This is a genomic window from Massilia sp. CFBP9026 (assembly GCF_034045165.1).
GTDB lineage: Bacteria > Pseudomonadota > Gammaproteobacteria > Burkholderiales > Burkholderiaceae_D > Telluria > Telluria arenae.
Map to the genome: position 1 here is coordinate 413337 of NZ_JAXCWH010000002.1, position 26809 is coordinate 440145.

Here is a 26809-nt window from a genome sequence, read left to right on the forward strand (position 1 = left end):
CTATTCTAGCAAAAGGCTCAGCTCGCCGACCGGCCATCCGGCGAACGTCGTCGGAACGAAACGTCGTGAGAATTGAGTAGATTCCGGCCGGGCTCCGGATGATATCGTGGTTCGTGCAGGCCGTGCTCGCCGCGGCCGCTACGACAATAACGATCTCGAACGGAAACCATGACTGTATTGACCCGCGCATTGCGCGCCGCCTCGCTGGCGGCGCTGGTGCTGTGCGGCGCGGCCGGAGCCCATGCCCAGGGCCCAGCCCCCTCGTCCGCCGCACCGCCTCCCCTCTCTGCCTTCTTCGGCAACTCGCCATTCGGCGACGCCAAGCTCTCGCCCACGGGCCGCTACCTGGCCGTGCGCGCCAGCGCGCCGGGCCAGCGCGACTTTTTGATGGTGGTGGACCTGGAAAGCAAGGCCGGCAAGATCATCGCCAACTACAGCGATGCCGACGTCAACGGCTTTTACTGGATCAACGACACGCGCCTGGTCTTCGACACCCACGAAAAAGGCGTGGGCCCGGGCGACCAGCGTTTCGCGCCCGGCCTGTATGCGGTCGACCACGATGGCGGACGCTTCGTCGAACTGGCCAGCCGCACCGGCAGGTCGGCCAACGAGGGCTCGCGCACGGCGCGCAAGTTGCTGCCCGTCCAGAGCCGGATCGCCGGCAATATGCCGTGGGAAGGCTCGGACTTCACCTATGTCGCGTCGGCAGTCGGCAATATGAAAGGCGAGTTGAGTTACGTCGACCTGTTGCGCGTAAACACCGTCACCGGCCAGCACAGCATCGTGCCGCGCCCGGGCAATACCTTTGGCTGGCTGCTCGACCACAAGGGACAACCGCGCCTGGCGATTACCCATAAAGACCTCACCAGGACGATCCAGTATCTCGACCCGGCAACCGGTGCGTGGCGCGAGCTGGCCAGCTCCCCGATTTTCCAGGAAACCGCCGACACCATCGAGCCGGTCGGCTTCGGTCCGACCGGCACCCTGTTCGTCGTCGCCCGCAACAAGACCGGCCTGAAGGCGCTGCACACGGTCGACGTTGCCACTGGCAAGCGCGACCCGCAGCCGCTGCTGTCCGCCCCCGGCTACGATTTCGACGGCGCTCTCGTGGTCAACAGCGACAAGGTGCTCGGGGTCCTGTTCCGCACCGACGCGATGTCGAACGAATGGTTCGATCCCGCCATGAAGCAGGTGCAGCAGGACGTCGACAAGCTGCTGCCGACGACCGTCAACCTGGTCTCGGTGCCGGGCCACGCAACGTCGCCTCTGACCCTGGTCACTGCCTATTCCGACGTCGTTGCCCCCATCTTCTTCCTGTACGACACCAGGACCAAGGCGCTGAACAGGATCGGCGAAGCGCGTCCCGGCCTGCAGCCGGCGCAGATGGGACGCCAGCAATCCTTCCGCTACAAGGCGCGCGACGGCCTGGACATCCCGGCGCTGCTGACCTTGCCGCCGGGCGCGAAACGCACCGGCCTGCCGCTGGTGGTGATGGTGCATGGCGGCCCCTACGTGCGCGGCGCCTCCTGGGGCTGGTCGCCCGTATCGCAGTTCCTGGCCTCGCGCGGCTATGCGGTGCTGGAACCGGAATTTCGCGGCAGCCTGGGCTTTGGCGCCCGGCACGAGCGCGCCGGCTACAAGCAATGGGGCCTGGCGATGCAGAACGATATCGCCGACGGCGCGCGCTGGGCGATCGACAAGGGGATCGTCGATCCCAAGCGTATCTGCATCGCCGGCGCCAGCTATGGCGGGTATGCCACCCTGATGGGCCTGGTAAGCGATCCGGACCTGTACAAGTGCGGGATCAATATCGTCGGCGTGACCGATATCGGCCTGCTGTTCGACAATGGCTGGAGCTTCGGCGACGACGTCTCGCGCGATACCAAGGAACACAGCATGCCGGAAAAAATCGGCGATCCGGTCAAGGACGCTGCCCAGTTCAAGGCCACCTCGCCCATCCAGCAGGCGGCGCGCATCACCCAGCCATTGATCCTGGCCTACGGCGGGGTCGACCGGCGCGTGCCGATCAACCACGGCACTGCATTCCGCAACGCCGTCATGCGCACCAACCAGAACGTCGAGTGGATCGAGTATCCGGAAGAAGGCCATGGCTGGTCGCTGGAAAAGAACCGCCTCGACTTCTGGGGCCGGGTCGAGACCTTCCTCGACAAGCACATCGGCGGCGGCGCGGCGCGCTGAGCACCGCACGACGCAAAACGGGCGCCCGCGGGCGCCCGTTTTTCATCCAGCCGTCCGACGCTTACAACACGACGGTCTGCGCCTGGCCTTCTTCGCGGGCGCGGATCTCGCCGATGCGGTACACGGTCTCGCCGGCCGCTTCCAGCTGGGCAAACGCCGCATCGGCGTTTTCTTTCGAGACGATGACGGTCATGCCGATGCCGCAGTTGAACACGCGGTGCATCTCGGCATCGGCCACGCCGCCGTGCTGCTGCAGCCACTTGAACAGCGGCGGCATGGTCCACGACGACGCGTCCAGCACCGCGGTCAGATTATCCTGCAGCACGCGCGGGATGTTCTCGACCAGGCCGCCGCCGGTGATGTGCACCAGGCCCTTGACTTCCATCGACGCCATCAGCGCCAGCAGCGGCTTGACGTAGAGGCGGGTCGGCGCCATCAGCACGTCGGACAGCTTGCGGCCGTGGAAATCGGATTCGAGGTCGGGCTTGGCCACTTGAATAATCTTGCGCACCAGCGAGTAGCCGTTGGAGTGGATGCCCGACGAAGCCAGGCCCAGCACCACGTCGCCCGGCACGATTCTTGAGCCGTCGATGATCTGCGATTTCTCGACCGCGCCGACGGCGAAGCCGGCCAGGTCGTATTCGCCGTCCGGATACATGCCCGGCATCTCGGCGGTTTCGCCGCCCAGCAGGGCGCAGCCCGACTCTTCGCAGCCCTTGGCGATGCCCGAGACCACGGCGGTGGCGGTCGCCACGTCCAGCTTGCCGCAAGCAAAGTAATCGAGGAAGAACAGCGGCTCGGCGCCCTGCACCAGGATGTCGTTGACGCTCATGGCGACCAGGTCGATGCCGACCGTGTCGTGGCGGTTCAGCTCGAACGCCAGCTTGAGCTTGGTGCCCACGCCGTCGGTGCCCGAGACCAGGACCGGTTCCTTGAACTTCTTGCTGATCTCAAACAGACCGCCGAAGCCGCCGATCCCGCCCAGCACGCCTTCGCGCATGGTGCGCTTGGCGAGCGGCTTGATGGCTTCGACCAGGGCGTCACCGGCATCGATGTCGACACCCGCGTCGCGGTAGGAGAGAGAAACATTAGATGGTTGGCTCATGGTATTTGGCAGCGGAGGCGGTAAAATAGGAGGCGACCGGCAAAACTGGTCAATCCACTATTTTAGCAAAACGGTTTCTCCTATAGCCGTTTATCGAACGAATTTGACTAACAGCGCAGCGAATTTCACCATACTGGCATGCCATTTTCCCTTACCGCGGGCATGAACCGACGAACGCCATGAAACAGCTGGTGCTCGATTTAGGCGCCGAGCCGGCGCACAGCCTCGACACCTTCCAGGTGGGGGAAAATGCCGAACTGGCGCACCTGATGCACCTGTTCGCCGAACGCGTCTCGCGCGAACACTTTGCCTATCTGTGGGGCGATACCGGCGCCGGCAAGACCCACCTGCTGCAGGGACTGGCGGCCAGTCCGGCCTCGCGCTACATCGCGGCCGACGCGGCTGCCGGGCAGTTCGTGCATTCGCCCGACGTCACCCTGTATCTGCTGGACGATTGCCACCGCCTCAGCCCGCGGCGCCAGATCGACGCCTTCGCCCTGTTCAACCAGATCCGCGAGCACGGCGCCTACATGGTTTGCACCGGTCCGGTGCCGCCAGCGGTGCTGGGAGTGCGCGAAGACCTGCGCACGCGCATGGGCTGGGGCCTGGTGTACCAGATCCATGGCTTGTCGGACGACCAGAAGATCGCCGCCCTGACGCACGCCGCCGAGTTGCGTGGTTTGACCTTGTCGGCCAGCGTGTTACCCTATTTGTTGTCTCATTTCAAACGCGACATGCGTTCCCTGTCGACCATGCTGGACGCGCTGGACCAGTATTCGCTCGAAACCCAGCGCCCGGTCACGCTGCCCCTGCTGCGCGACCTGCTGTTGCAAGAGAACCTGCCGCTTGAACCCAAAGAATGAAAAACCTTGCCCTGTTTGACCTCGACCACACCCTGCTGCCGCTCGATTCGGACCACGAATGGGGCGAATTCCTGGCGCGGGTCGGCGCGGTCGACGGCGCCGCCTACCGCGCCCGCAACGACGCCTTCTTCGCCCAGTACAACGCCGGCGTGCTCGACCCGGTCGAATACCTCGAATTCGCGCTCGGCACCCTGGCGGGCTTTCCACGCCACGAGCTCGAATCCCTCCATGCACGTTACATGCGCGAAGTGATCGAGCCGGCGATCAAGCCGCAAGCGCTGAAGCTGGTGCGCGAGCACCAGGACGCCGGCGACCTGGTGGCGATCATCACCGCCACCAATCACTACATCACGGCGCCGATCGCGGCCGCCTTCGGCGTCGAGCACCATATCGCGGCCATGCCCGAACGCGACGCCGACGGCAAGCTGACCGGGCGCCTGGCAGGCACCCCGACCTCGGGTCCAGGCAAGATCACGCATATGCACGCCTGGCTGGAGCGACTGGGGCAGCCGTTCAGCAGCTTCGGCCGCAGCCATTTCTACAGCGATTCGCACAACGACATTCCGCTGCTGTCCATCGTCTCCCATCCGGTCGCGACCAATCCGAGCGCCGCGCTCGCGAGCCACGCGCAGCAACAGGGCTGGCCAACCATCCAACTATTCAATGATTAAAAAATTCATCCGTAAAATCCTGGGTGTGAAAGACCAGCGCGACGCAACCGAACCGACCATCCTCGGCCCGGACGAACATGGCATCGACCCCAAGAACGTCTCGTCCAACGCGATCCGGGTCACGCAAACCCTGCAGGAAGCCGGATTCAAGGCCTTCGTGGTCGGCGGCGCCGTGCGCGACCTGCTGCTGGGCGTTAAGCCCAAGGACTTCGACATCGCCACCGACGCCACGCCCGAGCAGGTCAAGAAGCTGTTCCGGCGCGCCTTCATCATCGGGCGCAGGTTCCAGATCGTGCACGTGATGTTCGGCCAGGATCTGCTGGAGGTGACCACCTTCCGCGGCAACGGCAGCGACAACGCACCGAAGGACGAACATGGCCGCGTCCTGCGCGACAACAGCTTCGGCCCGCAACACGAAGACGCGGCGCGCCGCGACTTCACCATCAACGCCATGTACTACGATCCGGCCAGCCAGAGCGTGCTCGATTACCACGGCGGCATGGAAGACATCCGCGCCAAGCTGCTGCGCATCATCGGCATGCCGGAAGCGCGCTACCGCGAAGACCCGGTGCGCATGCTGCGCGTGGTGCGCTTCGCGGCCAAGCTGGGCTTCACGATCGAGCCGACCACGCGCGCGCCGATCCCCGTCATGGCCCCGCTGATCGACAATGTGCCGGCGGCGCGCGTGTTCGACGAGATGCTCAAGCTGCTGCTGTCGGGCCACGCCCTGGCCTGCCTCAAGGAGCTGCGCTCGGCCGGCCTGCACCATGGCCTGCTGCCGCTGCTGGACGTGGTGCTGGAGCAGCCGATCGGCATGAAGTTCGTGACCCTGGCGCTCGACTCCACCGACTCGCGCGTCAAAGCCGGCAAGGGCGTCTCGCCCGGCTTCCTGTTCGCATCGCTGCTGTGGCACCAGGTGCTGGAAAAATGGACCGCCTACCGCGCCGCCGGCGAAGCACCGATCCCCGCGCTGCACCTGGCGGCCGACGCCGTGCTGGAAACGCAAACCGAGAACCTGGCCCTGCAGCGCCGCATCGCCACCGATATGCGCGACATCTGGGCCATGCAGCCGCGCTTCGAGCGCCGCGCCGGCCGCGCGCCGTACAAGCTGCTGGAACACCCGCGCTTCCGCGCCGGCTACGACTTCCTGCTGCTGCGCTGCGCCTCGGGCGAACTGCCGGCCGAGGTGGGCGAATGGTGGACCGCGTTCTATGCGGCCGAAGGCGGCGACCGCGAGCGCCTGGTGGTCGAAGCCAGCACGCGCGAGCGCGAAGGCGGCGCCACCAATGGCGCGCCGAAGAAGCGTCGTCCGCGCCGCGGTCCGCGCAAATCCGGCGGCGAAGGCAGCCCGGCGCCGGCAGCGGGCGGTAGCGAGGAATGATCGCCTGGGTCGGGATCGGCGCCAACCTGGGCGACGCCCAGGCCAACGTGCTCGACGCGTTGGCGCGCCTGGCGCGGCAGGGCGGCAGCACCTTGCTGCACACCTCGAGCCTGTACCGCACCGCCCCGATCGATTCGAGCGGCGACGACTACATCAATGCCGTGGCCTGCATCGACACCAGCCTGGCCCCGCACGACCTGCTCGCCGCGCTGCAAGCCATCGAACAGGCCCATGGCCGCGAGCGGCCCTATTACAACGCGCCGCGCACGCTCGACCTCGACCTGCTGCTGTACGGCGACGAGGTCATCGCCAGTCCGACCCTGACCGTTCCGCATCCGCGCATGCATGAACGCGCCTTCGTGCTGCAACCGCTGCTCGAGATCGCCCCCGACATCGACATTCCCGGCCACGGCCCGGCGCGCAATTTCGCGGCGCTGGTGGCCGGCCAGACCATCGCCAAGCTCGCGTAGGAAAGCGCACGCCATGAACCTGCCCGTCTGGGCCCAGACCACGGGCCTCCTGATCCTGTCGAACGTCTTCATGACCTTCGCCTGGTACGGCCACCTGAAAGGCCTGCAGCACCGCGCCTGGTACGTGGCGGCCCTGATCAGCTGGGGCATCGCGCTGTTCGAATACCTGCTGCAGGTGCCGGCCAACCGCATCGGCCACACGCAGTTCTCGCTGGCCCAGCTCAAGATCATGCAAGAGGCGATCACCCTGACCGTGTTCGTGCCGTTCGCGATGTTCTACATGAACGAACCGTTCAAGCTCGACTACGTGTGGGCGGGCCTGTGCCTGGTTGGCGCCGTGTATTTCATTTTCCGTTCCTGACTTCGCACGACGATCTTCATGCGGCAAGGGGTTGCGCTCTCGCGAGCGCAACCCCTTGCCGTTCAATCACTCGCCCGGTCGCAGGCAAGTGCAGGCATCAGCTCCGGCGGCGGCGCAGCATGCCGACCCCGAACAGGCCCAGGCCGAGCAGCGCCAGCGAGGTCGGCTCGGGCACTTCGGCCACGGATTGGTCAGTGAAATCGGCCATGATGTAGAGCGTGGAAATCCGGTTCTCCGGGTTGTACCAGATATTGTGTTCGAAGCTGCCCGGACCGGAAGCGAGCTGGTATCTCAGGTTGGAAACCGAGACATCGCCGAGGTCGAACGACAAGTTCGCCAGGTCCGCGAACTGCAAGCCCAGCAGGACATCACCGAGATTGTTCAAGACATTGAAGATGGTCAGGTTGAATTGTTCGCTGTCTTCTGCATTAGCCGGGCTGGTGAAACCGATCGACAGGTTATATAGCGCGCTGAACACGGGCGGCGTGGTCCATGCCGACGTCGATGCGTTTGACCACTGAAGTTCGGCCAATACAGCGCCCTCCTTGGGAGAATCAAACTCCCAATCGCGCTTTATCGCGGTCAGGGTCGAGCCAGTACCGAATAAGGAGCCCCATTCCATTTGGCTATCATTTCCTTCTTCGGTGTCATTGGTGCTGCAGCCACCCAGCCAACCGCAACTCATATTGGAGAAATTCCCATTCGAGTAACCGATAACGGCGGGGCCAGCACTGGCAACGCCAGCAGTGAAGATCATGGAAGCTGCCAGGGTCATGGCGCTGATTGCGGAACGAAGAGTAAACATTTTGCTTGTCCTTTCAGGAATATGAATTTTTGAATCCAAGCTGGTGTTTGTGAATTATTAAATCCTCGATTTTTGCATTTCCCTTTCTCGTGGTTTTTATGATTTCACGCCAAGCTAAAATCATGCCACCTGCATAAGCCATTGATTAATTGATAGTTGGTTTTTCTCGTCGCTATGCACTGTAAATATTGTCGACTCCAACCAAAGTGAGAATGATTGCGGGCTTTGATCGAATGCGTGTTTTGATAGGCTCCGCACCGCCATTGCATCCCGACCACTTGCGTGGCGCAGCCGCCGCGCCAGCGCCATTCGCCACGACTGCATGCACATTCGCGGGCGCCGCATTACACTACGCGGTCTGAACGTTTCGTTTTTCAAAGGATTTTTGTATGAGCTCTTATTTGCAGGGTAACGACATGACCGCGACCGGCGCCGCCACGGTGCCGACGCCGGTGCCCGCGTTGCCGAAGGCCGTGACCGTTCCCGCGCTGCTCGCCAGGCGCGCAGCCGGCGACAAGATCGCGATGCTGACCTGCTACGACGCCAGTTTCGCCTCGCTGATGGACCGCTGCGGCGTCGAGATCCTCTTGATCGGCGACTCGCTGGGCATGGTCTGCGCCGGCCATGACTCGACCCTGCCGGTGACGGTGGCCGACATGGTCTATCACACGGCCTCGGTCGCGCGCGGCAACAAGAACGCGCTGGTGCTGGCCGACATGCCTTTCGGCAGCTACGGCAACCCACAGCAGGCCTACGACAGCGCGGTGCAGTTGATGCGCGCCGGCGCCCACATGGTCAAGATCGAGGGCGGCGCCTGGCTGGCCGACACCGTTCACCTGCTGGTCGAGCGCGGCATTCCGGTGTGCGCGCACATCGGCCTGACCCCGCAGTTCGTGCACCAGCTGGGCGGCTTCAAGGTACAGGGCAAGACCGGCGAAGGCGCCGAGCGCCTGAAGAATGACGCGCTGGCGCTGCAGGCGGCCGGCGCGGCGGTGGTGCTGCTCGAGGCGGTGCCTGCGGTCTTGGGCCGCGAAGTCACCGAGATGCTGTCGGTGCCGACCATCGGCATCGGCGCCGGTCCCGATTGCTCGGGCCAGGTGCTGGTGATGCACGACCTGCTGGGCGTGTTCCCGGGCCGCAAGGCGCGCTTCGTCAGGAACTTCATGGATGGCCAGACCAGCATCGACGCCGCCGTCATGGCCTATGTGGCGGCGGTGAAGGACGGCAGCTTCCCGGCGCCGGAGCACTGCTTCTAAGGTCAATCATGGGCCAGCAATCGACTTCGCGTCTGTTCCTGGCCCTGTGGCCTGATCCCGCCGTGCGCCATGAGCTGCGCACCTGGCGCGACGCCTGGCGCTGGCCGCGTGGAGTGACGCCGGTCCACACCGACAAGCTGCACCTGACCCTGCACTTCGTGGGCGGCGTTCCAACTGAGCGCCTGCCCGAACTCCTCGATGGATTTTCGGTGCCGTTCGCGCCATTCCGGCTCGATCTCGGCAAACCCGTGCTGTGGCCGCATGGGATCGCGGTGCTCGAACCGTTCGCAGAACCACCCGAACTACTGGCCCTGCACGCGCGCCTCTCCGAAGCGCTGGCCCGCCTCGGCCTGCAGCCGGAACAGCGCAGCTATCGGCCGCACGTCACCATGGCGCGCCGCGCCGGCAGCGTCGCGGTGCCGGAGAACGGCCCCCCGATCGCGTGGCTGGCCGACAGGTACGCGCTGGTCGAATCGCGCGACGGCGTCTACATCGTCCTGCGCGACTACCCTACTTCTTGAGCACCCCCGCGCTCAGCGCGATCACGATCCCCGACAGCGACAGCGCGCCGAGCGCCACCATCACGCTCGAGTGCACCGCCACCCAGCCCAGCACCGGCGGCGCCAGCAGCAGGCCGCCATAGCCCAGCGTGGCCACCGCAGCGACACCCGCGCCGGGATGCATGCCGGGGATGCGCGCGGCGGCGCCGAACAGCAGCGGCACCACGTTCGCCGCACCCAGGCCGACCAGGGCGAAGCCGCAGCTCGACATCACGAAATTGGTGCTGAGGACCGCCAGCGCCAGGCCGGCGAACATGGCCAGGCCGCCGATCACCATCACCCGCATCGCGCCGACGCGCAGGATGATGCGGTCGCCGGCGAAGCGGCAGGCCGCCATCGCGATCGAGAATGCCGAGTAGCCCAGCGCCGCCGATGCCGGCGAGGCGCCGGTGCGCTCCTCCAACAGCAGCGCGCTCCAGTCGACCAGCGCGCCTTCGACCGCGAAGCACAGCAGCGCCAGCAGACCCAGGCCGAGGGCGGCGCCGCGCGGCAGCATGAAGTGGCTGCCGCTCGCATGCGCGGCGAAGCCCAGCACGCGCGGCGCCGTCAAGGCCAGCACCACGGCGGTCGCCACCGCCACCATCAGCGCGCCTTCGCCATGTCCCAGGCCCTGGCCGACCAGCACGCCGCCCAGGCTCGCGCCGAACAGGCCGCCCAGGCTGAAGAAGCCGTGGAACGAGGACATGGTGGGCACGCCGCGCGCGCTCTCGACCTCGCTGGCGTTGGCGTTCATGGCCACGTCCAGCGCCCCGTTGGACACGCCGAACAGGAAGGCCGCCACGAACAGCAGCGGCAGGCTCGGCATGCCCATGATCACGGCCGTCATCAGCGCGAAGGCAAAGCCCGACAGCAGCACCATGCGGCGCGTGCCGAAGCGGCCGGTCAGGCCGCCCATCAGCGGCATCGCCATCAGGGCGCCGCCGGCGATGGTGAGCAGCACCAGGCTGAGCATGCCGGTATCGATGCCCATGCGCGCCTGCACGGTCGGCACGTGGGCCGCCCACAGGCCGATGCCGGCGCCGTTGAGTAAAAAGACGGTCGAGATGGCCCAGCGGCCGGCTTCGACGCTGCGGGGAATGGCATTGGTGACGTGGGTCATGCTTCGGCCTTTGCAGTGAATGTGAGATCGAGTTGGGGATGGCGATCGCGCAGACGCGCAACGGCCTGCGGCGGCGCATCGGATTCCAGTACCAGCTGGTCGATCCGCTCCAGCGCGCCGAACAGGAAGGCGGCGCGCTCGTCGAAACGTTCGTTGAGCACCGCGGCCGCGCAGCGCGCGCTCACCGCCAGCATCGCTTCCTTGAGCGCAGCCTCTTCGGGATTCGAGGCGGCCAGGCCGCGTTCGACGTCCACGCCGCAGACGCCCACCAGCGCCAGGTCGGGGCGCAGGCGCCCGACCTCGGCCAGGGTGGCGGCGCCATAGGTCGCGCCTTCGTCCGGGTGATAGGTCCCGCCCAGCAGCACGATGCGCGTACGCCTGAAATGCCCCAGCGCGAGCGCGATCTGCGGACTGTTGGTGACGATGGCCGCCGCGCAGCCGTCTTCCAGCAGGCGCGCCAGCGCCAGGTGGGTCGAGCCGGCGTCGATCAGCACCGTGTCGTCCGGACGGATGCATGCGCGCAGGCCGTGCGCCAGCAGCATCTTGCGCGGCAGGTCGGTCTCGGCGCGCTCGCCGAAGCTGGCGGCGGGCCGCAGCCGCACCGCGCCGCCATGCACGCGCCGCAGCAGGCCGGCGGCGTCGAGATCGCGCAGGTCGCGGCGGATGGTGTCTTCGGACGTTGCCAGGCGCCCCGCCAGCTCGGCGGCCAATACTCGCCCCTCGCGCTCGACCGCGTCGACGATCGCCTGGCGCCGTTCTTCCGGCAATTGCATGATTTCGCTCCAGTTCGGTTGATGCGTCACTTTACACAAACATGCAAATTCACGCAACAACATGCAAAAACATGCATGAATGTTCGTCGTGGCATCCAAGTCGCAACTGGCGCCGTATTTCCTGCAACCGAGCGCATGGCATGGCGCAAGCGACGCAATCTCGACGATACTTTGCAGATGAACCAAACCAAGCCCGCTTTCCTCTCCCCCATGTGGCGCATCTATATCGGCGCCTGGATCGCCTATATCATCCTGGTGGGGCTGATCGTGCAGGCCGACGAGATCGAGGCCGGTCAGTTCGACCCAACAATGATCGCCTACGCCTTCGTCACCACCGGGTCAGGCGGCGTGCTGCTGGCGCTGGTGTGGCCGCTCACCGGGTGGATGGACCGACGCAGCATGAAGGCCCGGATGCGCTTTGCCATCCACCTGTCCGCCGCCATCGCCTTCGCCACATTCGCGCACCTGGTCATCCTTTCGCTGCAGAAGGGAGACGGACAATCGTTGTCCTGGCATGCCTGGCCGCTGATGTACAGCCTGATGAGCTACGCCCTGACGGCCGGCGTCTTCCAGACCATGCGCGCCAATGCCGCCGCCCAGCGCCAGGCCCTGGCCGCCCAGCAGGCGCAAACCCTGCTGGTTGCAGCGGAACTGGGCGCGCTGCGCAGCAAGCTCAATCCCCACTTCCTGTTCAACACCCTGCACTCGATCATCGCCCTCACCCAGCGCAATCCAGCCGCCGCCGAGACGGCGCTGTTTCAGTTCTCCGACATGCTGCGCTACGTGCTGGACACCGAACGCGCCGGTGTCGACCGCGTCACGCTCGACGCCGAACTACAGTTCGTGCGCGACTACCTGGAGCTGGAGCAGCTGCGCCTCGGGCCGCGCCTGCAGGTGCAATGGGATCTCGATCCCGACCTGGGGGACATCGTGCTGCCGGCCCTGACCCTGCAACCGCTGATCGAGAACAGCATCAAGCATGCCTTCAATCCCTACACCCGGCCCGGCTTGCTGCGCATCGAGAGCCGGCGTGACCCGCAGGCCGGCACGCTGCGCCTGACCGTGAGCGATGACGGCCCCGGCGCCGCGCAAGAGACGATAGACGCGTCGCCCGGCCTGGGCATCCGCACCATCGGCCGCCGTCTCGAACTCGATTACGCGGGACGCGCCTCCTTGAGCATCGATTCCCGTCCCGGCGCCGGCTTCGCGGCCAGCGTCACCCTGCCCATCGCCTGAAACCATGACCCAGACCGCAAAGACCGTATTCTTCGCCGAAGACGAACCGCTCGCGCGCGACGTGCTGCGCGACGCCATTTATTCCCATCCCGGCCTGCGCCTGGTGGGCGAAGCCGCCGACGGCGCCAGCGCGCTCGAACGCATCGGGCAGCTGCGGCCCGATGTCGTATTCATGGACATCCAGATGCCCGAGATGACCGGCCTCGAAGTGCTGCGCCGGCTCGACTACCTGCCGCAGATCGTATTCACCACCGCCTACGACCAGTACGCGGTGACCGCCTTCGAGCTGCACGCGGTCGACTACCTGCTCAAGCCGTTTACCCGCGCGCGCTTCGCGGCCAGCGTGGCGCGCCTGCTGGAAGGCGCCGAACAGCAGCAGGATCGCGCCGGCCTCGAGGATGCGCTGGCGCGCGTGGAGAGCGGCCCGGCGCGGCTGGACCGCATCCTGGTGCGCGACCGCGGCCGCATCTTCCCGCTCGCCGTGGGCGAGATCGAATACATGAAGGCCGATTCGAAGTACACGGTGATCGTCGCGCGCGGCCAGCACTTCCTGGTGCGCATCGGGATCTCGGAACTGGAGACGCAGCTCGACCCACGCCGCTTCATCCGCGTGCACCGCTCGGCGCTGGTGAATCTCGATTTCGTCGAGTCGATGCGCGCCGACGAGCAATCGCAACTGCAGATCTTCATGCGCGACGGCGCCTGCATCGGCGCCAACCGCGAAGCTTCCAAACTGTTGCGCGACATGGCGATCTAGACCGGCGAAACGGCAAAGTTGGTCCTGCCGCCGGCTTCTGCATTTATAATCGCGAATTTTCCGCCCGATAATAATTCTGGCCTTCGGAGCATTCACCAGCATGAATATCACCCTGATCTCTTTCGTCGTGCTCTACCTGTTGGGTACGCTTGCCCTGGGCATGTGGGCGGGCACGCGGATCAAGAACACCAGCGACTTCGCCGTCGCCGGCCGCAGCCTGCCGCTGATCATGGTGATCACCACCACATTCGCCACCTGGTTCGGCGCCGAGACCGTGATGGGCATCCCGGCCAAGTTCGTGCAGGGCGGCCTGAACGCGGTGGTCGAGGATCCGTTCGGGGCCGGCATGTGCCTGATCCTGGTCGGCATGTTCTTCGCCGCTCGCCTGTATAAACTGAACCTGCTGACGATTGGCGACTACTACCGCCAGCGCTACGGCAAGGGCATCGAGGTGTTCTGCTCGGTGGCCATCATCATGAGCTACCTGGGCTGGGTCGCGGCCCAGATCACGGCGCTGGGACTGGTGTTCTCGGTGCTGACCGCGGGCGCCATGTCGCCGGCCGTCGGCATGATCGTCGGCACCCTGACGGTGCTGATCTACGTGGTGGTGGGCGGCTTCCTGGCCGTGGCCGTGACCGACTTCATCCAGATGATCGTGCTGGTGGTGGGCATGAGCGTGATCGCCTGGTTCGCCGCCGACCTGGCCGGCGGCGCCGGCAACGTGCTGGCGATGGCCCAGCAGGCCGACCTGTGGCGCTTCCTGCCCGAGCCGAGCCTGAAGGACGTCATGTTCTTCATCGCCGCCGCGGTCACGATGATGTTCGGCTCGATCCCGCAGCAGGACGTGTTCCAGCGCGTGATGTCGGCCAAGGACGCGCCGACCGCGCGCACCGGCGCCATCGTCGGCGGCGCCAGCTACATCGTGTTCGCCTTCGTGCCGATGTTCATCGTGGCCGCCGCCGTGGTCGTGATGGGCAGCACCGCGCTCGACCTGGCCCAGAACGACTACCAGCGCCTGCTGCCGACCTTCGTGATGACGCAGATGCCGCTGGTCATGCAGATCCTGTTCTTCGGCGCCCTGCTGTCGGCGATCAAGAGCACTTCGTCGGCCACCCTGCTGGCGCCGTCGACCAGTTTTGTCGAGAACATCCTCAAGAACCTGCGTCCCGGCATGACCGACCGCGAACAGCTGTTCGCGATGCGCGTCTCGATCGTCGTGTTCGCGGCGCTGGTGCTGCTGTACGCGATCGCGATGGAAGGCACCTCGATCTACGAACTGGTGTCGGGCGCCTATCAGGTGCCGCTGGTCGGCGCCTTCATCCCGCTGGTGATGGGCCTGTACTGGAAGCGCGCGACCACCCAGGGCGCCATCTTCTCGATCGGCGCGGGGCTGTTCACCTGGATTTTGTTCTTCGAGCAGATCACGTCGCTGGGCGAGCACTTCCCGGGCCAGTTGGCGGGACTGATCGCGGCCTTCATCGGCATGGTGGTGGGGTCGCTGGCGCCGCAGGTATTGAAGAATCGTGGGGAGACGCAGGATGTGCTGGAGGCTAAGGCGTAAGCTGCTTGATACTTAGGTTCCCGCCTGCGCGGGAACGACGGTTTTAGTGCTGCGGGCCACGGTCATTGATCGTGGCCCGAATCTTTTGCACGTCGTTCCCGCGGAGGTGGGAACCCAAGTTTGCATGAGCAGCGATGCACTTCAATCAAACATGCAGCAACAAATGCTCCCGCTCCCACGGGCTGATCACCTGCATGAACTCGCGGTGCTCGAGCTCCTTCACCGCCGTATAGACGTCGATGAAGCGCTCCCCCAGCACGTCGCGCAGCCGGTCCTCGCGCCGCAGCAGGGTGATCGCCTCCGACAATCCCTGCGGCAGCTCGACCGGCATATCGTAGGCATTGCCCTCGACCATCGGTGACGGTTCGATCGCTTCGGTCATGCCAAGGTAGCCGCAGGCCAGCGTGATCGCCAGCGCCAGGTAGGGATTGGCGTCGGCGCCGATCACGCGGTTCTCGACCCGGCGATCCTGCGAACCCGACACCGGCACCCGGAAGCCCACCGTGCGGTTGTCGATGCCCCACTGCAGGTTGATCGGCGCCGCCGTCTCGCGCACGATGCGGCGGTAGGAATTCACATAGGGCGCGACGATCGCCATCGCCGACGGCATATAGCGCTGCAGGCCGCCGATGTACTGCTGGAACAGCGTCGATGGCGAACCGTCGTCGTTGCTGAAGATGTTCTTGCCGCTCTCGGCATCGACCACGCTCTGGTGCACGTGCATCGCCGAACCCGGCTCGCCCGCCATCGGCTTGGCCATGAAGGTGGCGTACATATCGTGCTTGAGCGCGGCCTCGCGCAGGGTGCGCTTGAAATAGAAGACCTTGTCGGCCAGGCCCAGCGGCTCGCCGTGCTGGAAGTTGATCTCCATCTGGCCTGCGCCGATCTCGTGGATCAGGGTGTCGACGTCGAGGTTCATCATCTCGCAGTAATCGTAGATGTCCTCGAACAGCGGATCGAATTCGTTGACGGCGTCGATGCTGTACACCTGGCGGCTGGTCTCGGCGCGGCCGCTGCGGCCGATCGGCGCCGCCAGCGGCAGGTCCGGGTCGATGTTCTTGGCAGTGAGATAAAACTCGAGCTCGGGGGCCACCACCGGCTTCCAGCCGCGCTGCTCGTACAGCTTGAGCACGCGTCGCAGCACGCTGCGCGGGGCGAAGTCGACCAGCTTGCCATCGGCGTAATAGCAGTCGTGAATCACTTGCGCGGTGGGGTCGGCCGCCCACGGCACCATGGTGATGGTAGTCGGGTCTGCCTTGAGAATCATGTCGCGGTCGATGCTCGAGATGGCGCGCTCGTAGGCGGCATCGCGCTCGGGGGTATTGCCGGTGACGGTCATGCCCAGCACCACCTCGGGCAGGCGCATGCCGCGGTCATCGGTGAATTTAACGCGCGGCAGGATCTTGCCACGTGCCACCCCGGTCAGGTCGGGGACCAGGCATTCGATCTCGGTGACCCGCTTGGCGTCGAGCCACTCTTCCATATCGGTATAGCTGAAATTATCGCGAATTGCCATGTAGTTGCCTCACTGTCGTTGAAGGGTGCAGAAGGCAGGAGAGTCGGGGAGCCTCGGTCCCGGGCCCTTGGCAGAGGCGCTCATCCGGCGCTCCGGCGCCGTTCGTGGTTCTCGCAGCGTCGTTCGTGATACTCGCGGCAAGCCTGGCCGAAGGCCCCGAACATCTTCATCGAATACGGATTGTGCTGGATGCGCCACTCGGGATGCCACTGCACGGCCAGGGTGAAACCAGGCGCGTTCGACACCGTAAATGCCTCCACCAGACCGTCTTCCGCCAGAGCTTCGACCGTCAGGCCGGGCGCCAGTTCGTTCACGCCCTGCCCATGCAGCGAATTGACCGGAATCTCGGGCACGCCCAGGATGCGCTCCAGCAGGCCGCCGGGGCACAGGCTGACGTTGTGGGCGTCGCCGTACTGCTCATCCATGCCCAGTTCGGCTTTCTCGCGGTGGTCGAACTTGCCTGCGACCGTCTGCACCGCCTGGTGCAGGCTGCCGCCCAGCGCCACGTTCATCTCCTGGAAGCCGCGGCAGATCGCGATGATCGGCACGCCGCGCCGCACCGCCTCGCGGATCAGCGGCAAGGTGGTCTGGTCACGCGCCGGATCCTGCGGCAGCGAGGGATCGAGCACTTCCTCAGAGTAATAACTCGGATGCACATTCGATGCCGAACCGGTCAACATGATGCCGTCGATGGTGCCGAACAGGGTTTCCAGGTCCAGCGACGCGCCGAGCGACGGCAGGATCAGGGACGCGCAATCGGCGCCGAGGGTGACGGCGTCGACGTATTTGTGCTGGGCCGCGTGGTACGGGTGTTCGCCGAAATCACGCGTGCATGCGGGAACGATGACGATAGGGCGCATGGGTTCTACCTTGTCTCGAAGCGCGCGGACCGGAAAACTCCGGCCCTGGCGCGGGCCTTTAATCCAGATCAAACACAGCGCAAGCGGAGCGCCTCTCCTGCCGATCTGCTAATAAAAATGCGATTCCATATCAAAAGCTTAACGTTAACCGCCGAGCCCTGCCCACACGTTACGGACCGTAACGAAACGTTCTCAAATCAGTTTGCGCGTGGAAAAATCGGTAGCAGAGGTCCAGATGCCGGAGAGCGGATCTGCAACGAGGGGGGATGTGGAGGGCCTGCTGCGGGCGGCGCCGCGGCAGGCTTATTGCATCCGGCATGGCGCCGGCAGGTAGTGCCTTATTTCTTGTACTCGTCGTACTTGCGCATATCGCCGCGCACCAGCTCGGCCGGGTACTTCGCGCGGTTGAGCACCATCTTCTCCTCGACTGCCGCAAACAGGTCGACGTCGAGCTTGTCGGCCAGCCGCACCAGATACACCAGCACGTCGGCCATCTCGTGGCGCACCTCGTTCAGCTTGCCGGCGCCGAGTTCTTCGGCGCGGCCCGACTGCAGCCACTGGAAATGCTCCAGCAGCTCGGCCGCCTCGACGGAGAGGGCCGAAGCGAGGTTCTTGGGCGTGTGGAACTGGTCCCAGTCGCGCTCGTCGACGAACTCGCGAACGATGGCGCGCAGGCGCGCGAGATCACTGTCCGCGGCGTTCGTCACGCACTTCTCCGCCGTCCAGATAGCCGTTGAGCACGCGCTCGAGTTTTGGCGCGATCTCGTCGAAGCTGCTGACCGTGATGCCCAGGTCGCGCAGCAGGCCGTCGTGCACACCGTACACCCAGCTGTGGATGGTCAGCGGCTGGCCGCGTTCCCAGGCATCGCGCACGATGGTGGTGTGGGCGGTGTTCATGACCTGCTCGGCCACGTTCAGTTCGACCAGGCGGTTGGTGGCGGCGCGGCCGGCCACATTGCCCAGGTATTTGCCGTGCTTCTCGCGCACGTCGCGCACGTGGCCGAGCCAGTTATCGGCCAGGCCGACGCGGATATCGGTCAGCGCTGCATGCACGCCCGAGCAGCCGTAGTGGCCGCAGATGATGATGTGCTTGACCTTCAGTACGTCGATCGCGAACTGCAGCACCGACAGGCAGTTCAGGTCGGAGTGCACGACCACGTTGGCGATGTTCCGGTGCACGAACAGCTCGCCCGGCGCCATGCCCAGCAGCTCGTTGGCCGGCACGCGGCTGTCCGAGCAGCCGATCCACAGGTATTCGGGCGCCTGCTGGTCTTGCAGCGCCTTGAAGAAGTTCGGGTCTTCGGCCACCATCGAGGCGGCCCAGGTGCGATTCCGTTCAAACAGCTCTGCCGCGGTCAATCCCTTGGTCTTGTACTTGTCCATCGTGATTCCTTATATTGTCGTGTTGCCGTCGAGCGGGAGGCTTCCCGTTTGACGTTGCCGGGCCCATCTTGTGCGGGCGTTTCGGCGGTGCTCCTCAAAATACGTGAAGTGTAACAGCGTTGCGTGGCGGCTGGCTGCGGCCGGGCCAGGCAAAAAAAAACCGCCGGGGGCATGTGCCCGTCGGCGGTTGAGTACAACAGCTTATTCGAAGAAGTCCTTGACCTTGTCCATCCAACCCTTGCTCTGCGGGCTGTGCTTGGCGCCGCCTTCGGCCGTCAGGCGGTCGAACTCGCGCAGCAGTTCCTTCTGCTTGTCGGTCAGCTTGACCGGGGTCTCGACCGCCACGTGGCAGAACAGGTCGCCGGTATAGCCCGAGCGCACGTTCTTGATGCCCTTGCCCTTCAGGCGGAAGGTCTTGCCGGTCTGGGTGCCTTCGGGCACCGTGAACGACACCTTGCCGGTGAGCGTCGGCACTTCGATCTCGCCGCCCAGGGCTGCCTTGGAAAACGAGATCGGCATTTCGCAATGCAGGTCGTCGCCTTCGCGCTGGAACACCGCGTGCTGCTTGATGTGGATCTCCACATACAGGTCGCCCGGTGGCCCGCCATTGGTGCCCGGCTCGCCATTGCCCGACGAGCGGATGCGCATGCCGTTGTCGATGCCGGCCGGGATCTTCACTTCCAGCGTCTTGTTACGCTTGATGCGTCCGGCGCCGCCGCAGGCCGCGCACGGCTCGGGAATGATCTTGCCGCTGCCATGGCATTTCGGGCAGGTCTGCTGGATGCTGAAGAAGCCCTGCTGCATGCGCACCTGGCCATGACCGGCGCAGGTGGTGCAGGTCACGGGTTGCGTACCCGGCTTGGCGCCGCTGCCGTGGCAGGTGTCGCACTTGTCCCAGCTCGGCACGCGGATGGTGGTGTCGAAGCCATGGGCCGCCTGTTCCAGCGTGATCTCGAGGTTGTAGCGCAGGTCGGCGCCGCGGTACACCTGCGGGCCGCCACCGCGGCCGCCACGGCCGCCGCCGCCAAAGATGTCGCCGAAGATGTCGCCGAAGGCGTCGCCGAAACCGCCCGCGCCGCCGCCGAAGCCGCCGCCCATGCCGCTGTTCGGATCGACGCCGGCGTGACCGTAGCGGTCATACGCTTCGCGCTTCTCCGGATTGGTCAGCATCTCGTAGGCCTCTTTGACCTCCTTGAACTTCTCTTCCGCTTCCTTGTTGTCCGGGTTGCGGTCAGGGTGGTACTTCATCGCAAGCTTGCGATACGACTTCTTGATCTCGTCTTCCGACGCACCCTTTGCGACCCCGAGGATCTCGTAAAAATCACGCTTCGCCATGGTCGGCACCTAAGTTATCTACTGAATTCTCTAAACCAAAAAAACCGAGCCGATGAACCAGCGAAGGTATCGGCTCGGCCTGTACGCGGGAAGCTGTTCGTTCCCGCGCCAAAGACGCTTACTTGGCGTCCTTCACTTCCTTGAAGTCGGCGTCGACCACGTCGTCGTCCTGCTTGGCCGACTGTTCGCCACCGGCCGCGCCGGCGCCAGCCGCGCCGCCCGCCGCACCGGCTTGCTGCGCCTGCATGTCGGCATACATCTTCTCGCCCAGCGATTGCGCTGCGCTCGACAGGGCGGCGGTCTTGGCATCGATGTCCGCCTTGTCGCCGCTCTTGATCGCGCCTTCCAGGTCGGTGATCGCCGCTTCGATCTTCTCTTTCTCGGCCGCGTCCAGCTTGTCGCCGTATTCGGTCAGCGACTTGCGGGTCGAGTGGACCAGTGCGTCGCCCTGGTTACGGGCTTCGGCCATTTCCTTGACCTTCTTGTCTTCTTCCGCGTTCAGCTCGGCGTCCTTCACCATCTTCTGGATTTCTTCTTCCGACAGGCCCGAGTTGGCCTTGATGGTGATCTTGTTTTCCTTGCCGGTGGCCTTGTCTTTCGCGCCGACGTGCAGGATGCCGTTGGCGTCGATGTCGAAGGTCACTTCGATCTGTGGCGTACCGCGTGCTGCCGGCGGGATGCCTTCCAGGTTGAACTCGCCCAGGCTCTTGTTGCCTTGCGCGATTTCACGCTCGCCCTGGTAGACCTTGATGGTCACGGCCGGCTGGTTGTCGTCGGCGGTCGAGAACACCTGCGAGAACTTGGTCGGGATCGTGGTGTTCTTGTGGATCATCTTGGTCATCACGCCGCCCAGGGTCTCGATGCCCAGCGACAGCGGGGTCACGTCCAGCAGCAGCAAGTCCTTGCGCTCGCCCGACAGGACCGAACCCTGGATCGCGGCGCCGACGGCGACGGCTTCGTCCGGGTTCACGTCACGACGTGGATCCTTGCCGAAGAATTCCTTCACTTTTTCGAGCACCATCGGCATGCGGGTCATGCCGCCGACCAGGATGATGTCGTCGATGTCCGAAACCTTGACACCGGCATCCTTGATGGCGATGCGGCATGGCTCGATGGTCTTGGCGATCAGTTCCTCGACCAGCGATTCCAGCTTGGCGCGGGTGATTTTCAGGTTCAGGTGGACCGGCGCGCCGTTCGCCATGGCGATGTACGGCTCGTTGATCTCGGTCTGCTGAGACGACGACAGTTCGATCTTGGCGCGCTCGGCCGAAGCCTTGATGCGCTGCAGGGCGATCGGGTCTTTCGACAGGTCGAGGCCGTTGATCTTCTTGAATTCGTCGATGATGTAGTCGATCACGCGCTGGTCGAAGTCTTCGCCGCCCAGGAAGGTGTCGCCGTTGGTCGACAGCACTTCGAACTGCTTCTCGCCGTCCACGTCCGCGATCTCGATGATCGAGACGTCGAAAGTGCCGCCGCCCAGGTCATACACGGCGATCTTGCGGTCGCCCTTGTCGGTCTTGTCCAGGCCGAATGCCAGCGCAGCCGCGGTCGGCTCGTTGATGATGCGCTTGACGTCCAGGCCGGCGATACGGCCGGCGTCCTTGGTCGCCTGGCGCTGCGAGTCGTTGAAGTAGGCCGGCACGGTGATGACGGCTTCGGTGACTTCTTCGCCCAGGTAGTCCTCGGCGGTCTTCTTCATCTTGCGCAGGACTTCAGCCGAGATCTGCTGGGCTGCCAGTTTCTTGTCGCGCACACCGACCCAGGCGTCGCCGTTGTCGGCCTTGACGATCTGGTACGGCATCAGCGAGATGTCTTTCTGCACTTCCTTCTCGTCGAACTTGCGGCCGATGAGGCGCTTGACGGCGAACAGGGTGTTCTTTGGATTGGTCACGGCCTGGCGCTTGGCCGGCGCACCGACGAGGATCTCGCCGTCTTCCTGGTAGGCGATGATCGACGGCGTGGTACGCGCGCCTTCGGCGTTCTCGATCACCTTCGGGGTACCGTTTTCCATGATGGCGACGCAGGAGTTGGTGGTGCCCAGGTCGATACCGATGATTTTGCCCATGATGTGTTCCTTTAGTATTTGTGAATTTCTGATGGATTCAATATTGGGAAGGGGCAGCGTGGTTTCAAGTGGTTCAGTTGACAGCGTCAGTTAGAACACACACAGATGCCGCTGCCAGTCCTTATTTCGGCGCTGCGGCGGTCACGATGGCCGGACGCAACAGGCGGTCGGCGATCATATAGCCCTTTTGCAGCACGGTGACCACGGTATTGGCTTCCTGTTCCGACGGCACGACGGCCACGGCCTGGTGCTTGTTCGGGTCCAGCTTGTCGCCTGCCTGCGGCATCACTTCGACCAGGCGGTTCTTCTCGAACGCGGCGGTGAGCTGCTTGAGGGTCATTTCGACGCCTTCACGGATCGACTCGACCGTCGGGGCTTCGACCTTGATGGCCATTTCCAGGCTGTCGCGCACCGGCACCATGGCCTCGGCGAAGCTTTCGATGGCGAATTTATGGGCCTTGCTCACGTCTTCCTGGGCGCGGCGGCGGATATTGTCCGCTTCGGCCTTGGCGCGCATGAAGGCGTCATGCATTTCGGCCAGCTTGGCTTCGGTGGCGCTCAGTTGTTCTTCGAGGCCCGGCTCTGCGGACGGAGTGGCCGGCGCGCCGGCTTGTGCGGTCGCACCCTCAGTGGCGTCAGCGGCAGGCGCTTCGCCAGCTTGCTGGTCGAGCACCTCTTTGTTTTCTTGGTCTTGCATCGGAAAAACTCCTAGAATCAAGGACTTGGCTGAGTTAGAAACGTATCCGGGATCGATACACAGCGCCCCAGATGGGGCGATCTCCTACAATTTCAAGGGGAATTGCAGAGATGGCATCTAAAAAACGGTTAAATACGGCGCCCAGCACCAACAACCTGGCATTTTAGCAGGTTGTCAATAAGCAAGCGCTTGTGAAAGGCTGTGGAATCGATGCCGGCGCGGCGCCGGCATGCGACGGCTCAGGCACCCAGGCGGGCCGCGTTCTGCGCGCCGCGCTCGGCGTCGAGGCGGCGTGCCTCGCGCTGGGCCGGGGTCTGGATGGTGGGCCAGCCGATCAGGTGCTGCTCGGCGATCTCGGCCATGCCACGGATCCAGGACGGCGAGGCGTTCAGGCAGGGGATGTAGTGGAAGTCCTTACCGCCGTTCGAGATGAAATCGTGCCGCACTTCCATCGAGATCTCTTCCAGCGTCTCGAGGCAGTCGCTGGTAAAGCCCGGACAGATCACGTCGATGCGCTCGACGCCGTCGCGCGCCAGCTGCTGCACGGTCGGCGCGGTATACGGCTGCAGCCACTCGGCCTTGCCGAAGCGCGACTGGAAGGTGACCAGGTAGTCGTCCGGCGCGAGCCCGAGCGCGTCGGCCAGCAAGCGCCCGGTCTTCTGGCACTCGCAGAAATACGGGTCGCCCAGTTCCAGGGTGCGCTTGGGCGTGCCGTGGAAGCTCATCACCAGTTTCTGGCCGCGGCCGTGGGCATCCCAGTGGGCCTGCACGCTGTCGCGCAGCGCGTTGATATAGCCCTCATGGTCGTGGTAGTGCTTCACCAGGCGCAACTCGGGCACGTTGCGCACGCGCGCGTAATGTTGAAACACCGAATCCCAGATCGAGGCGGTGGTGGTGCCGGAATACTGCGGGTAGGCGGGCAGCACGACGATGCGGTCGCAACCGTCGGCCTTCAGCTGGTCGAGCACGTCGGGCAGGGATGGCGTGCCGTAGCGCATGGCCATCGCCACCTTGACGTCTTCGTGGCCGCGTTCGGCCAGCACGGCCTGCAGTTTTGCCGCCTGTTGGGCGGTGTGGATGCGCAGGGGCGAGCCTTCACGGGTCCAGATGGTGCGGTATTTGGCAGCCGACTGGCCGGAGCGGAACGGCAGGATGAACAGGTTCAGGATGAACCACCAGATGCGGCTGGGGATCTCGACCACGCGCGGATCGGACAGGAACTGCTTCAGGTAGCGGCGCACGCTCGAGCGGGTCGGCTCGTCCGGGGTACCGAGGTTGACCAGGACGATCGCGCTGTGCGGCACGGTACCGTGGATGTGAGGCGGTTCTTTACGAAATGGCATAGACAGGAAAGTAGGACAGGACCTGTCTATTATAAGTGGGGGCTATCGGCAAAGCGGATGACGCCCCCTTTTGCCGGAGTGGCGCCACCGTCTTCCGTGGCGCTGCCGCCACGGAAACTGTTCTAACCGCCAGGAATCAGGTGTTCACGTGCAGGCGCACGTCGATATTGCCACGGGTGGCGTTCGAGTAAGGGCACACGATATGGGCCTTGTCGACCAGCTCTTGCAGCTGGGCCTGGTCCATGCCCGGGGCCTTGATGGTGAGGTCGACTTCGATGCCGAAGCCGGTCGGGATCTGGCCGATGCCGACGTCGCCGGTGATGGTCAGGTCTTGCGGCAGCGCGACCTTGGCCTGGCCGGCCACGAATTTCAGGGCGCCCAGGAAGCAGGCCGAGTAGCCGGCCGCGAACAGTTGCTCCGGATTCGTGCCCGGGCCGCCACCGCCGCCGAGTTCCTTCGGCGTGCTCAGTTTCAGGTCAAGGACGCCATCGGAACTTTTCGAGGTGCCTTCACGGCCGCCTTGCGAGGTGGCTTGGGCGCGGTACAGGACTTTTTCGATGCTCATGCGAATTCCTTCCATGGTTGGGTTGGCGAACGATGCTGCGGCGTGAGGGCCGCAGGTCGAACGTCACTCTGCCACAGAATGAAGAAAGCGGCATGACAACTAATTGGATAGGTGCAGACCGGTCACCACATTGTCGCCCGCGCCGCACGCACGTCGTTCCCGCGCAGGCGGGAACCTAAGGTTGTTAGCGCTGACGCTACGTTTGGCGGTATCGGCAGCGCGAAGGACTTGGGTTCCCGCCTGCGCGGGAACGACGTGCTGAGGCTGTTGGCCGATGTCAGGAAGCGAGCAATTCCCGCGCATGCTTGCGCGTGGTCTCGGTGATCTCGATCCCGCCCAGCATGCGCGCCACCTCTTCGACCCGCGCGCGGCTGTCGAGCACGTCGATGCGCGACACGGTGCGACCTTCGCCAGTCGTGCCCTTGGCCACCTGGAAATGCTGGTTGGCCTGGCTCGCCACCTGCGGCAAATGGGTCACGCACAGCACCTGGCGCTGCTGGCCCAGGCGCTTCAACAGGCGCCCCACCACTTCGGCCACGCCGCCGCCGATGCCGGTGTCGACCTCGTCGAAGATCAAGGTGGGCACCGTGGTCGCGTTCGAGGTGATCACCGAGATCGCCAGCGAGATACGCGCCAGTTCGCCGCCCGAGGCCACCTTGGCCAGTGGACGCGGCGCCACGCCGGCATGGCCGGCGACCAAAAATTCCACCTGTTCGAGGCCGTGCGCGCCCGGCTCGCCGCTATTGAGACCGATGGCGAAGCTGCCGCCGCTCATGCTCAGTTCTTGCATCGCTGCCGTCACTTGCGTGCCCAGTTCGGCGGCGGCCTTGACGCGGCGCACCGACAGGCGCCCCGCCACTTCCATATAGGCGGCTGCGGCCTTGTCTTCCTGCTTGCGCAAGCCCTCGATATCGGTGGCGTCGGCGAGCTGGCGCAGCTTGGTGGCCAATTGCGCGTGTTCTTCGGGCAGTTCTTCGGGCGTGACGCGGTACTTGCGCGCGGCGCTGTGCAGCGCGTCCATGCGGGCGTCGACTTCGCGCAGGCGGCCTGGATCGAGCTCGACCTTGTCGATGTAGTTGTTCAGCTCGGACACCGCCTCTTGCAGCTGGATGCGGGCCGGCTCCATGCAGTCGAGCACCGACTGCAGTTGGGCATCGACGTCGACCAGCTTGCCGAGCTTGGCATTGAGCGAGGACAGCTGCGACAGGATCGGATGCTCCGATTCCGAGATCGCAGCCAGGGCTTCCTGCGCGCCTTCGAGCAGGCTGGCGGCATGCGACAGGCGGCTGTGTTCGTTGCTGATCTCGCCCCATTCGCCGGCCTTCGGCGCCAGTTTATCCAGCTCGCTGACCTGCCACTCGAGGCGCTCCCGCTCGATCAGCACGTTCTTGGCATTGGTCTCGTATTCTTCGCGCTGGCGCACCAGCGCGCGCCAGGCGCGCCAGGACTGCGACACTTCTTGCGCCTCGATGCGCGCCTGCGGATCGCGCACCGCGATCTGATTGTCGAGCAGCGCGCGCTGGGCGTCCGGCTTGAGCAGCGACTGGTGGGCATGCTGGCCGTGGATGTCGACCAGCAGTTCGCCCAGTTCGCGCAGCTGGGCAGCGGTGGCGGCCACGCCATTGATATAGGCCTTGGAGCGGCCGGCGTTGTCGATCACGCGGCGCAGCAGCGCCCCGCCCTCCTCGACGCCAAATTCATGCTGCTCGAGCCAGCTCGACGCCGCTGCGGTCGGCGAAAAATCGGCCGTGATGTCGGCCTTGGCCGCGCCTTCGCGCACCATGCTGGCGTCGCCGCGTCCGCCGAGCGCCAGTTGCAGCGCATCGATCAGGATCGACTTGCCGGCGCCGGTCTCGCCGGTGAACACCGAAAAGCCGTTCGAGAACTCCAGTTCGATGGCGTCGACGATGACGAAGTCGCGGATGGTCAGTGTGCGCAGCATGAAAAA

Annotated in this window: 25 protein-coding genes; 11 read left to right on the forward strand and 14 right to left on the reverse strand. The window is 64.8% G+C overall.

Annotated features, from left to right (window positions below; all coding sequences use genetic code 11):
• Positions 1–168: 168 nt before the first annotated feature.
• A complete protein-coding gene (locus tag SOM28_RS05970) occupies positions 169–2199 on the forward strand; it encodes an alpha/beta hydrolase family protein (RefSeq protein WP_320467535.1) in 2031 nt (676 codons plus the stop codon).
• A 61-nt stretch (positions 2200–2260) separates the two neighbouring features.
• On the opposite strand, the gene purM is transcribed toward SOM28_RS05970, so the two are convergent.
• Complete coding sequence (gene purM / locus SOM28_RS05975) at positions 2261–3304, reverse strand: phosphoribosylformylglycinamidine cyclo-ligase (RefSeq protein WP_320467536.1); 1044 nt, start codon at positions 3302–3304, stop codon at positions 2261–2263.
• A 179-nt stretch (positions 3305–3483) separates the two neighbouring features.
• On the opposite strand from purM, the gene hda reads away from it, so the two are divergent.
• From hda to SOM28_RS06000, 5 genes are read left to right on the forward strand one after another with little or no spacing between them, the layout of a single operon-like run.
• Positions 3484–4167, forward strand: coding sequence for a DnaA regulatory inactivator Hda (gene hda, locus SOM28_RS05980; RefSeq protein ID WP_123069036.1), 684 nt, complete (start codon positions 3484–3486; stop codon positions 4165–4167).
• Positions 4164–4838 carry a histidinol-phosphatase gene (locus tag SOM28_RS05985; RefSeq protein ID WP_320467537.1) on the forward strand — a complete coding sequence of 225 codons (675 nt, stop codon included), beginning with the start codon at positions 4164–4166 and terminating at the stop codon, positions 4836–4838. Before hda ends, SOM28_RS05985 begins: the two co-directional genes overlap by 4 nt.
• Positions 4831–6219, forward strand: a complete 1389-nt coding sequence (gene pcnB, locus SOM28_RS05990; protein WP_123069034.1) for a polynucleotide adenylyltransferase PcnB — start codon at positions 4831–4833, stop codon at positions 6217–6219. The genes SOM28_RS05985 and pcnB overlap by 8 nt, the downstream gene beginning before the upstream one ends.
• Positions 6216–6689: a 2-amino-4-hydroxy-6-hydroxymethyldihydropteridine diphosphokinase gene (folK, locus tag SOM28_RS05995; RefSeq protein ID WP_123069033.1), complete on the forward strand. Its 474-nt coding sequence runs from the start codon at positions 6216–6218 to the stop codon at positions 6687–6689. The genes pcnB and folK overlap by 4 nt, the downstream gene beginning before the upstream one ends.
• A gap of 13 nt (positions 6690–6702) precedes the next feature.
• Positions 6703–7050, forward strand: a complete 348-nt coding sequence (locus tag SOM28_RS06000) for a DMT family protein (RefSeq protein WP_005664942.1) — start codon at positions 6703–6705, stop codon at positions 7048–7050.
• A 97-nt stretch (positions 7051–7147) separates the two neighbouring features.
• Here the strand turns inward: SOM28_RS06000 and SOM28_RS06005 are convergent, their stop codons facing one another.
• On the reverse strand, positions 7148–7855 hold the full coding sequence (locus tag SOM28_RS06005; protein WP_320467538.1) for a choice-of-anchor K domain-containing protein: 708 nt from the start codon (positions 7853–7855) through the stop codon (positions 7148–7150).
• A gap of 389 nt (positions 7856–8244) precedes the next feature.
• Between SOM28_RS06005 and panB the strand changes: the two genes are divergently transcribed.
• Together panB and thpR are read left to right on the forward strand one after the other, a co-directional pair.
• The gene (panB, locus tag SOM28_RS06010; RefSeq protein WP_370663531.1) at positions 8245–9111 is read left to right on the forward strand and encodes a 3-methyl-2-oxobutanoate hydroxymethyltransferase; all 867 of its coding nucleotides are present in this window, start codon (positions 8245–8247) and stop codon (positions 9109–9111) included.
• A gap of 8 nt (positions 9112–9119) precedes the next feature.
• Positions 9120–9632: an RNA 2',3'-cyclic phosphodiesterase gene (gene thpR, locus SOM28_RS06015; protein WP_320467539.1), complete on the forward strand. Its 513-nt coding sequence runs from the start codon at positions 9120–9122 to the stop codon at positions 9630–9632.
• Here the strand turns inward: thpR and SOM28_RS06020 are convergent.
• Together SOM28_RS06020 and SOM28_RS06025 are read right to left on the reverse strand one after the other, a co-directional pair.
• Positions 9622–10770, reverse strand: a complete 1149-nt coding sequence (locus SOM28_RS06020; RefSeq protein WP_320467540.1) for an MFS transporter — start codon at positions 10768–10770, stop codon at positions 9622–9624. The genes thpR and SOM28_RS06020 overlap by 11 nt on opposite strands.
• Positions 10767–11543, reverse strand: a complete 777-nt coding sequence (locus SOM28_RS06025; protein WP_320467541.1) for a DeoR/GlpR family DNA-binding transcription regulator — start codon at positions 11541–11543, stop codon at positions 10767–10769. Before SOM28_RS06025 ends, SOM28_RS06020 begins: the two co-directional genes overlap by 4 nt.
• 177 nt (positions 11544–11720) lie before the next feature.
• Here SOM28_RS06025 and SOM28_RS06030 point away from each other — a divergent pair, with 177 nt between their 5' ends.
• The 3 genes from SOM28_RS06030 to SOM28_RS06040 all read left to right on the forward strand — a co-directional run bounded on the left by SOM28_RS06030 (position 11721) and on the right by SOM28_RS06040 (position 15097).
• Complete coding sequence (locus SOM28_RS06030; protein WP_320467542.1) at positions 11721–12779, forward strand: sensor histidine kinase; 1059 nt, start codon at positions 11721–11723, stop codon at positions 12777–12779.
• A 4-nt stretch (positions 12780–12783) separates the two neighbouring features.
• Entirely contained in the window at positions 12784–13536 is a 753-nt protein-coding gene (locus tag SOM28_RS06035; protein ID WP_320467543.1) for a LytR/AlgR family response regulator transcription factor, read from the forward strand.
• Positions 13537–13636: 100 nt separating this feature from the next.
• Positions 13637–15097 carry a high affinity choline transporter 1 gene (locus SOM28_RS06040; protein WP_123069027.1) on the forward strand — a complete coding sequence of 487 codons (1461 nt, stop codon included), beginning with the start codon at positions 13637–13639 and terminating at the stop codon, positions 15095–15097.
• 145 nt (positions 15098–15242) lie between these two features.
• Here the strand turns inward: SOM28_RS06040 and SOM28_RS06045 are convergent, their stop codons facing one another.
• The 10 genes from SOM28_RS06045 to recN form a co-directional block, all read right to left on the reverse strand.
• Positions 15243–16613 carry a glutamine synthetase family protein gene (locus SOM28_RS06045; protein ID WP_123069026.1) on the reverse strand — a complete coding sequence of 457 codons (1371 nt, stop codon included), beginning with the start codon at positions 16611–16613 and terminating at the stop codon, positions 15243–15245.
• 80 nt (positions 16614–16693) lie between these two features.
• Complete coding sequence (locus SOM28_RS06050; protein ID WP_123069025.1) at positions 16694–17473, reverse strand: gamma-glutamyl-gamma-aminobutyrate hydrolase family protein; 780 nt, start codon at positions 17471–17473, stop codon at positions 16694–16696.
• A gap of 338 nt (positions 17474–17811) precedes the next feature.
• The gene (locus SOM28_RS06055) at positions 17812–18180 is read right to left on the reverse strand and encodes a nucleotide pyrophosphohydrolase (protein WP_320467544.1); all 369 of its coding nucleotides are present in this window, start codon (positions 18178–18180) and stop codon (positions 17812–17814) included.
• The gene (gene can / locus SOM28_RS06060; protein ID WP_123069023.1) at positions 18158–18856 is read right to left on the reverse strand and encodes a carbonate dehydratase; all 699 of its coding nucleotides are present in this window, start codon (positions 18854–18856) and stop codon (positions 18158–18160) included. The genes SOM28_RS06055 and can overlap by 23 nt, the downstream gene beginning before the upstream one ends.
• A 201-nt stretch (positions 18857–19057) precedes the next feature.
• On the reverse strand, positions 19058–20191 hold the full coding sequence (gene dnaJ, locus SOM28_RS06065; RefSeq protein WP_320467545.1) for a molecular chaperone DnaJ: 1134 nt from the start codon (positions 20189–20191) through the stop codon (positions 19058–19060).
• Between the two features lie 118 nt (positions 20192–20309).
• Positions 20310–22256, reverse strand: coding sequence for a molecular chaperone DnaK (gene dnaK, locus SOM28_RS06070; RefSeq protein ID WP_320467546.1), 1947 nt, complete (start codon positions 22254–22256; stop codon positions 20310–20312).
• Between the two features lie 121 nt (positions 22257–22377).
• The gene (gene grpE, locus SOM28_RS06075; RefSeq protein WP_320467547.1) at positions 22378–22953 is read right to left on the reverse strand and encodes a nucleotide exchange factor GrpE; all 576 of its coding nucleotides are present in this window, start codon (positions 22951–22953) and stop codon (positions 22378–22380) included.
• Between the two features lie 239 nt (positions 22954–23192).
• Positions 23193–24296 carry a ferrochelatase gene (gene hemH, locus SOM28_RS06080; protein WP_123069019.1) on the reverse strand — a complete coding sequence of 368 codons (1104 nt, stop codon included), beginning with the start codon at positions 24294–24296 and terminating at the stop codon, positions 23193–23195.
• A 136-nt stretch (positions 24297–24432) separates the two neighbouring features.
• Positions 24433–24861 carry an organic hydroperoxide resistance protein gene (locus SOM28_RS06085; protein ID WP_005664912.1) on the reverse strand — a complete coding sequence of 143 codons (429 nt, stop codon included), beginning with the start codon at positions 24859–24861 and terminating at the stop codon, positions 24433–24435.
• A gap of 277 nt (positions 24862–25138) precedes the next feature.
• On the reverse strand, positions 25139–26803 hold the full coding sequence (gene recN / locus SOM28_RS06090) for a DNA repair protein RecN (protein ID WP_320467548.1): 1665 nt from the start codon (positions 26801–26803) through the stop codon (positions 25139–25141).
• Positions 26804–26809 lie beyond the last annotated feature (6 nt).

Bases quoted from the DNA above. Each gene is read 5' to 3' on its own strand.
- pcnB (WP_123069034.1), top strand. From the start codon at position 4,831: ATGATTAAAAAATTCATCCGTAAAATCCTGGGTGTGAAAGACCAGCGC.
- SOM28_RS06040 (WP_123069027.1), top strand. From the start codon at position 13,637: ATGAATATCACCCTGATCTCTTTCGTCGTGCTCTACCTGTTGGGTACG.
- SOM28_RS06085 (WP_005664912.1), bottom strand. From the start codon at position 24,861: ATGAGCATCGAAAAAGTCCTGTACCGCGCCCAAGCCACCTCGCAAGGC.
- SOM28_RS05970 (WP_320467535.1), top strand. From the start codon at position 169: ATGACTGTATTGACCCGCGCATTGCGCGCCGCCTCGCTGGCGGCGCTG.
- SOM28_RS06005 (WP_320467538.1), bottom strand. From the start codon at position 7,855: ATGTTTACTCTTCGTTCCGCAATCAGCGCCATGACCCTGGCAGCTTCC.
- SOM28_RS06035 (WP_320467543.1), top strand. From the start codon at position 12,784: ATGACCCAGACCGCAAAGACCGTATTCTTCGCCGAAGACGAACCGCTC.
- folK (WP_123069033.1), top strand. From the start codon at position 6,216: ATGATCGCCTGGGTCGGGATCGGCGCCAACCTGGGCGACGCCCAGGCC.
- SOM28_RS06025 (WP_320467541.1), bottom strand. From the start codon at position 11,543: ATGCAATTGCCGGAAGAACGGCGCCAGGCGATCGTCGACGCGGTCGAG.
- recN (WP_320467548.1), bottom strand. From the start codon at position 26,803: ATGCTGCGCACACTGACCATCCGCGACTTCGTCATCGTCGACGCCATC.
- SOM28_RS06050 (WP_123069025.1), bottom strand. From the start codon at position 17,473: ATGCGCCCTATCGTCATCGTTCCCGCATGCACGCGTGATTTCGGCGAA.
- dnaK (WP_320467546.1), bottom strand. From the start codon at position 22,256: ATGGGCAAAATCATCGGTATCGACCTGGGCACCACCAACTCCTGCGTC.
- hda (WP_123069036.1), top strand. From the start codon at position 3,484: ATGAAACAGCTGGTGCTCGATTTAGGCGCCGAGCCGGCGCACAGCCTC.
- SOM28_RS06045 (WP_123069026.1), bottom strand. From the start codon at position 16,613: ATGGCAATTCGCGATAATTTCAGCTATACCGATATGGAAGAGTGGCTC.
- panB (WP_370663531.1), top strand. From the start codon at position 8,245: ATGAGCTCTTATTTGCAGGGTAACGACATGACCGCGACCGGCGCCGCC.
- grpE (WP_320467547.1), bottom strand. From the start codon at position 22,953: ATGCAAGACCAAGAAAACAAAGAGGTGCTCGACCAGCAAGCTGGCGAA.
- SOM28_RS06030 (WP_320467542.1), top strand. From the start codon at position 11,721: ATGAACCAAACCAAGCCCGCTTTCCTCTCCCCCATGTGGCGCATCTAT.
- hemH (WP_123069019.1), bottom strand. From the start codon at position 24,296: ATGCCATTTCGTAAAGAACCGCCTCACATCCACGGTACCGTGCCGCAC.
- SOM28_RS06020 (WP_320467540.1), bottom strand. From the start codon at position 10,770: ATGACCCACGTCACCAATGCCATTCCCCGCAGCGTCGAAGCCGGCCGC.
- SOM28_RS06000 (WP_005664942.1), top strand. From the start codon at position 6,703: ATGAACCTGCCCGTCTGGGCCCAGACCACGGGCCTCCTGATCCTGTCG.
- purM (WP_320467536.1), bottom strand. From the start codon at position 3,304: ATGAGCCAACCATCTAATGTTTCTCTCTCCTACCGCGACGCGGGTGTC.
- can (WP_123069023.1), bottom strand. From the start codon at position 18,856: ATGGACAAGTACAAGACCAAGGGATTGACCGCGGCAGAGCTGTTTGAA.
- SOM28_RS05985 (WP_320467537.1), top strand. From the start codon at position 4,164: ATGAAAAACCTTGCCCTGTTTGACCTCGACCACACCCTGCTGCCGCTC.
- thpR (WP_320467539.1), top strand. From the start codon at position 9,120: ATGGGCCAGCAATCGACTTCGCGTCTGTTCCTGGCCCTGTGGCCTGAT.
- dnaJ (WP_320467545.1), bottom strand. From the start codon at position 20,191: ATGGCGAAGCGTGATTTTTACGAGATCCTCGGGGTCGCAAAGGGTGCG.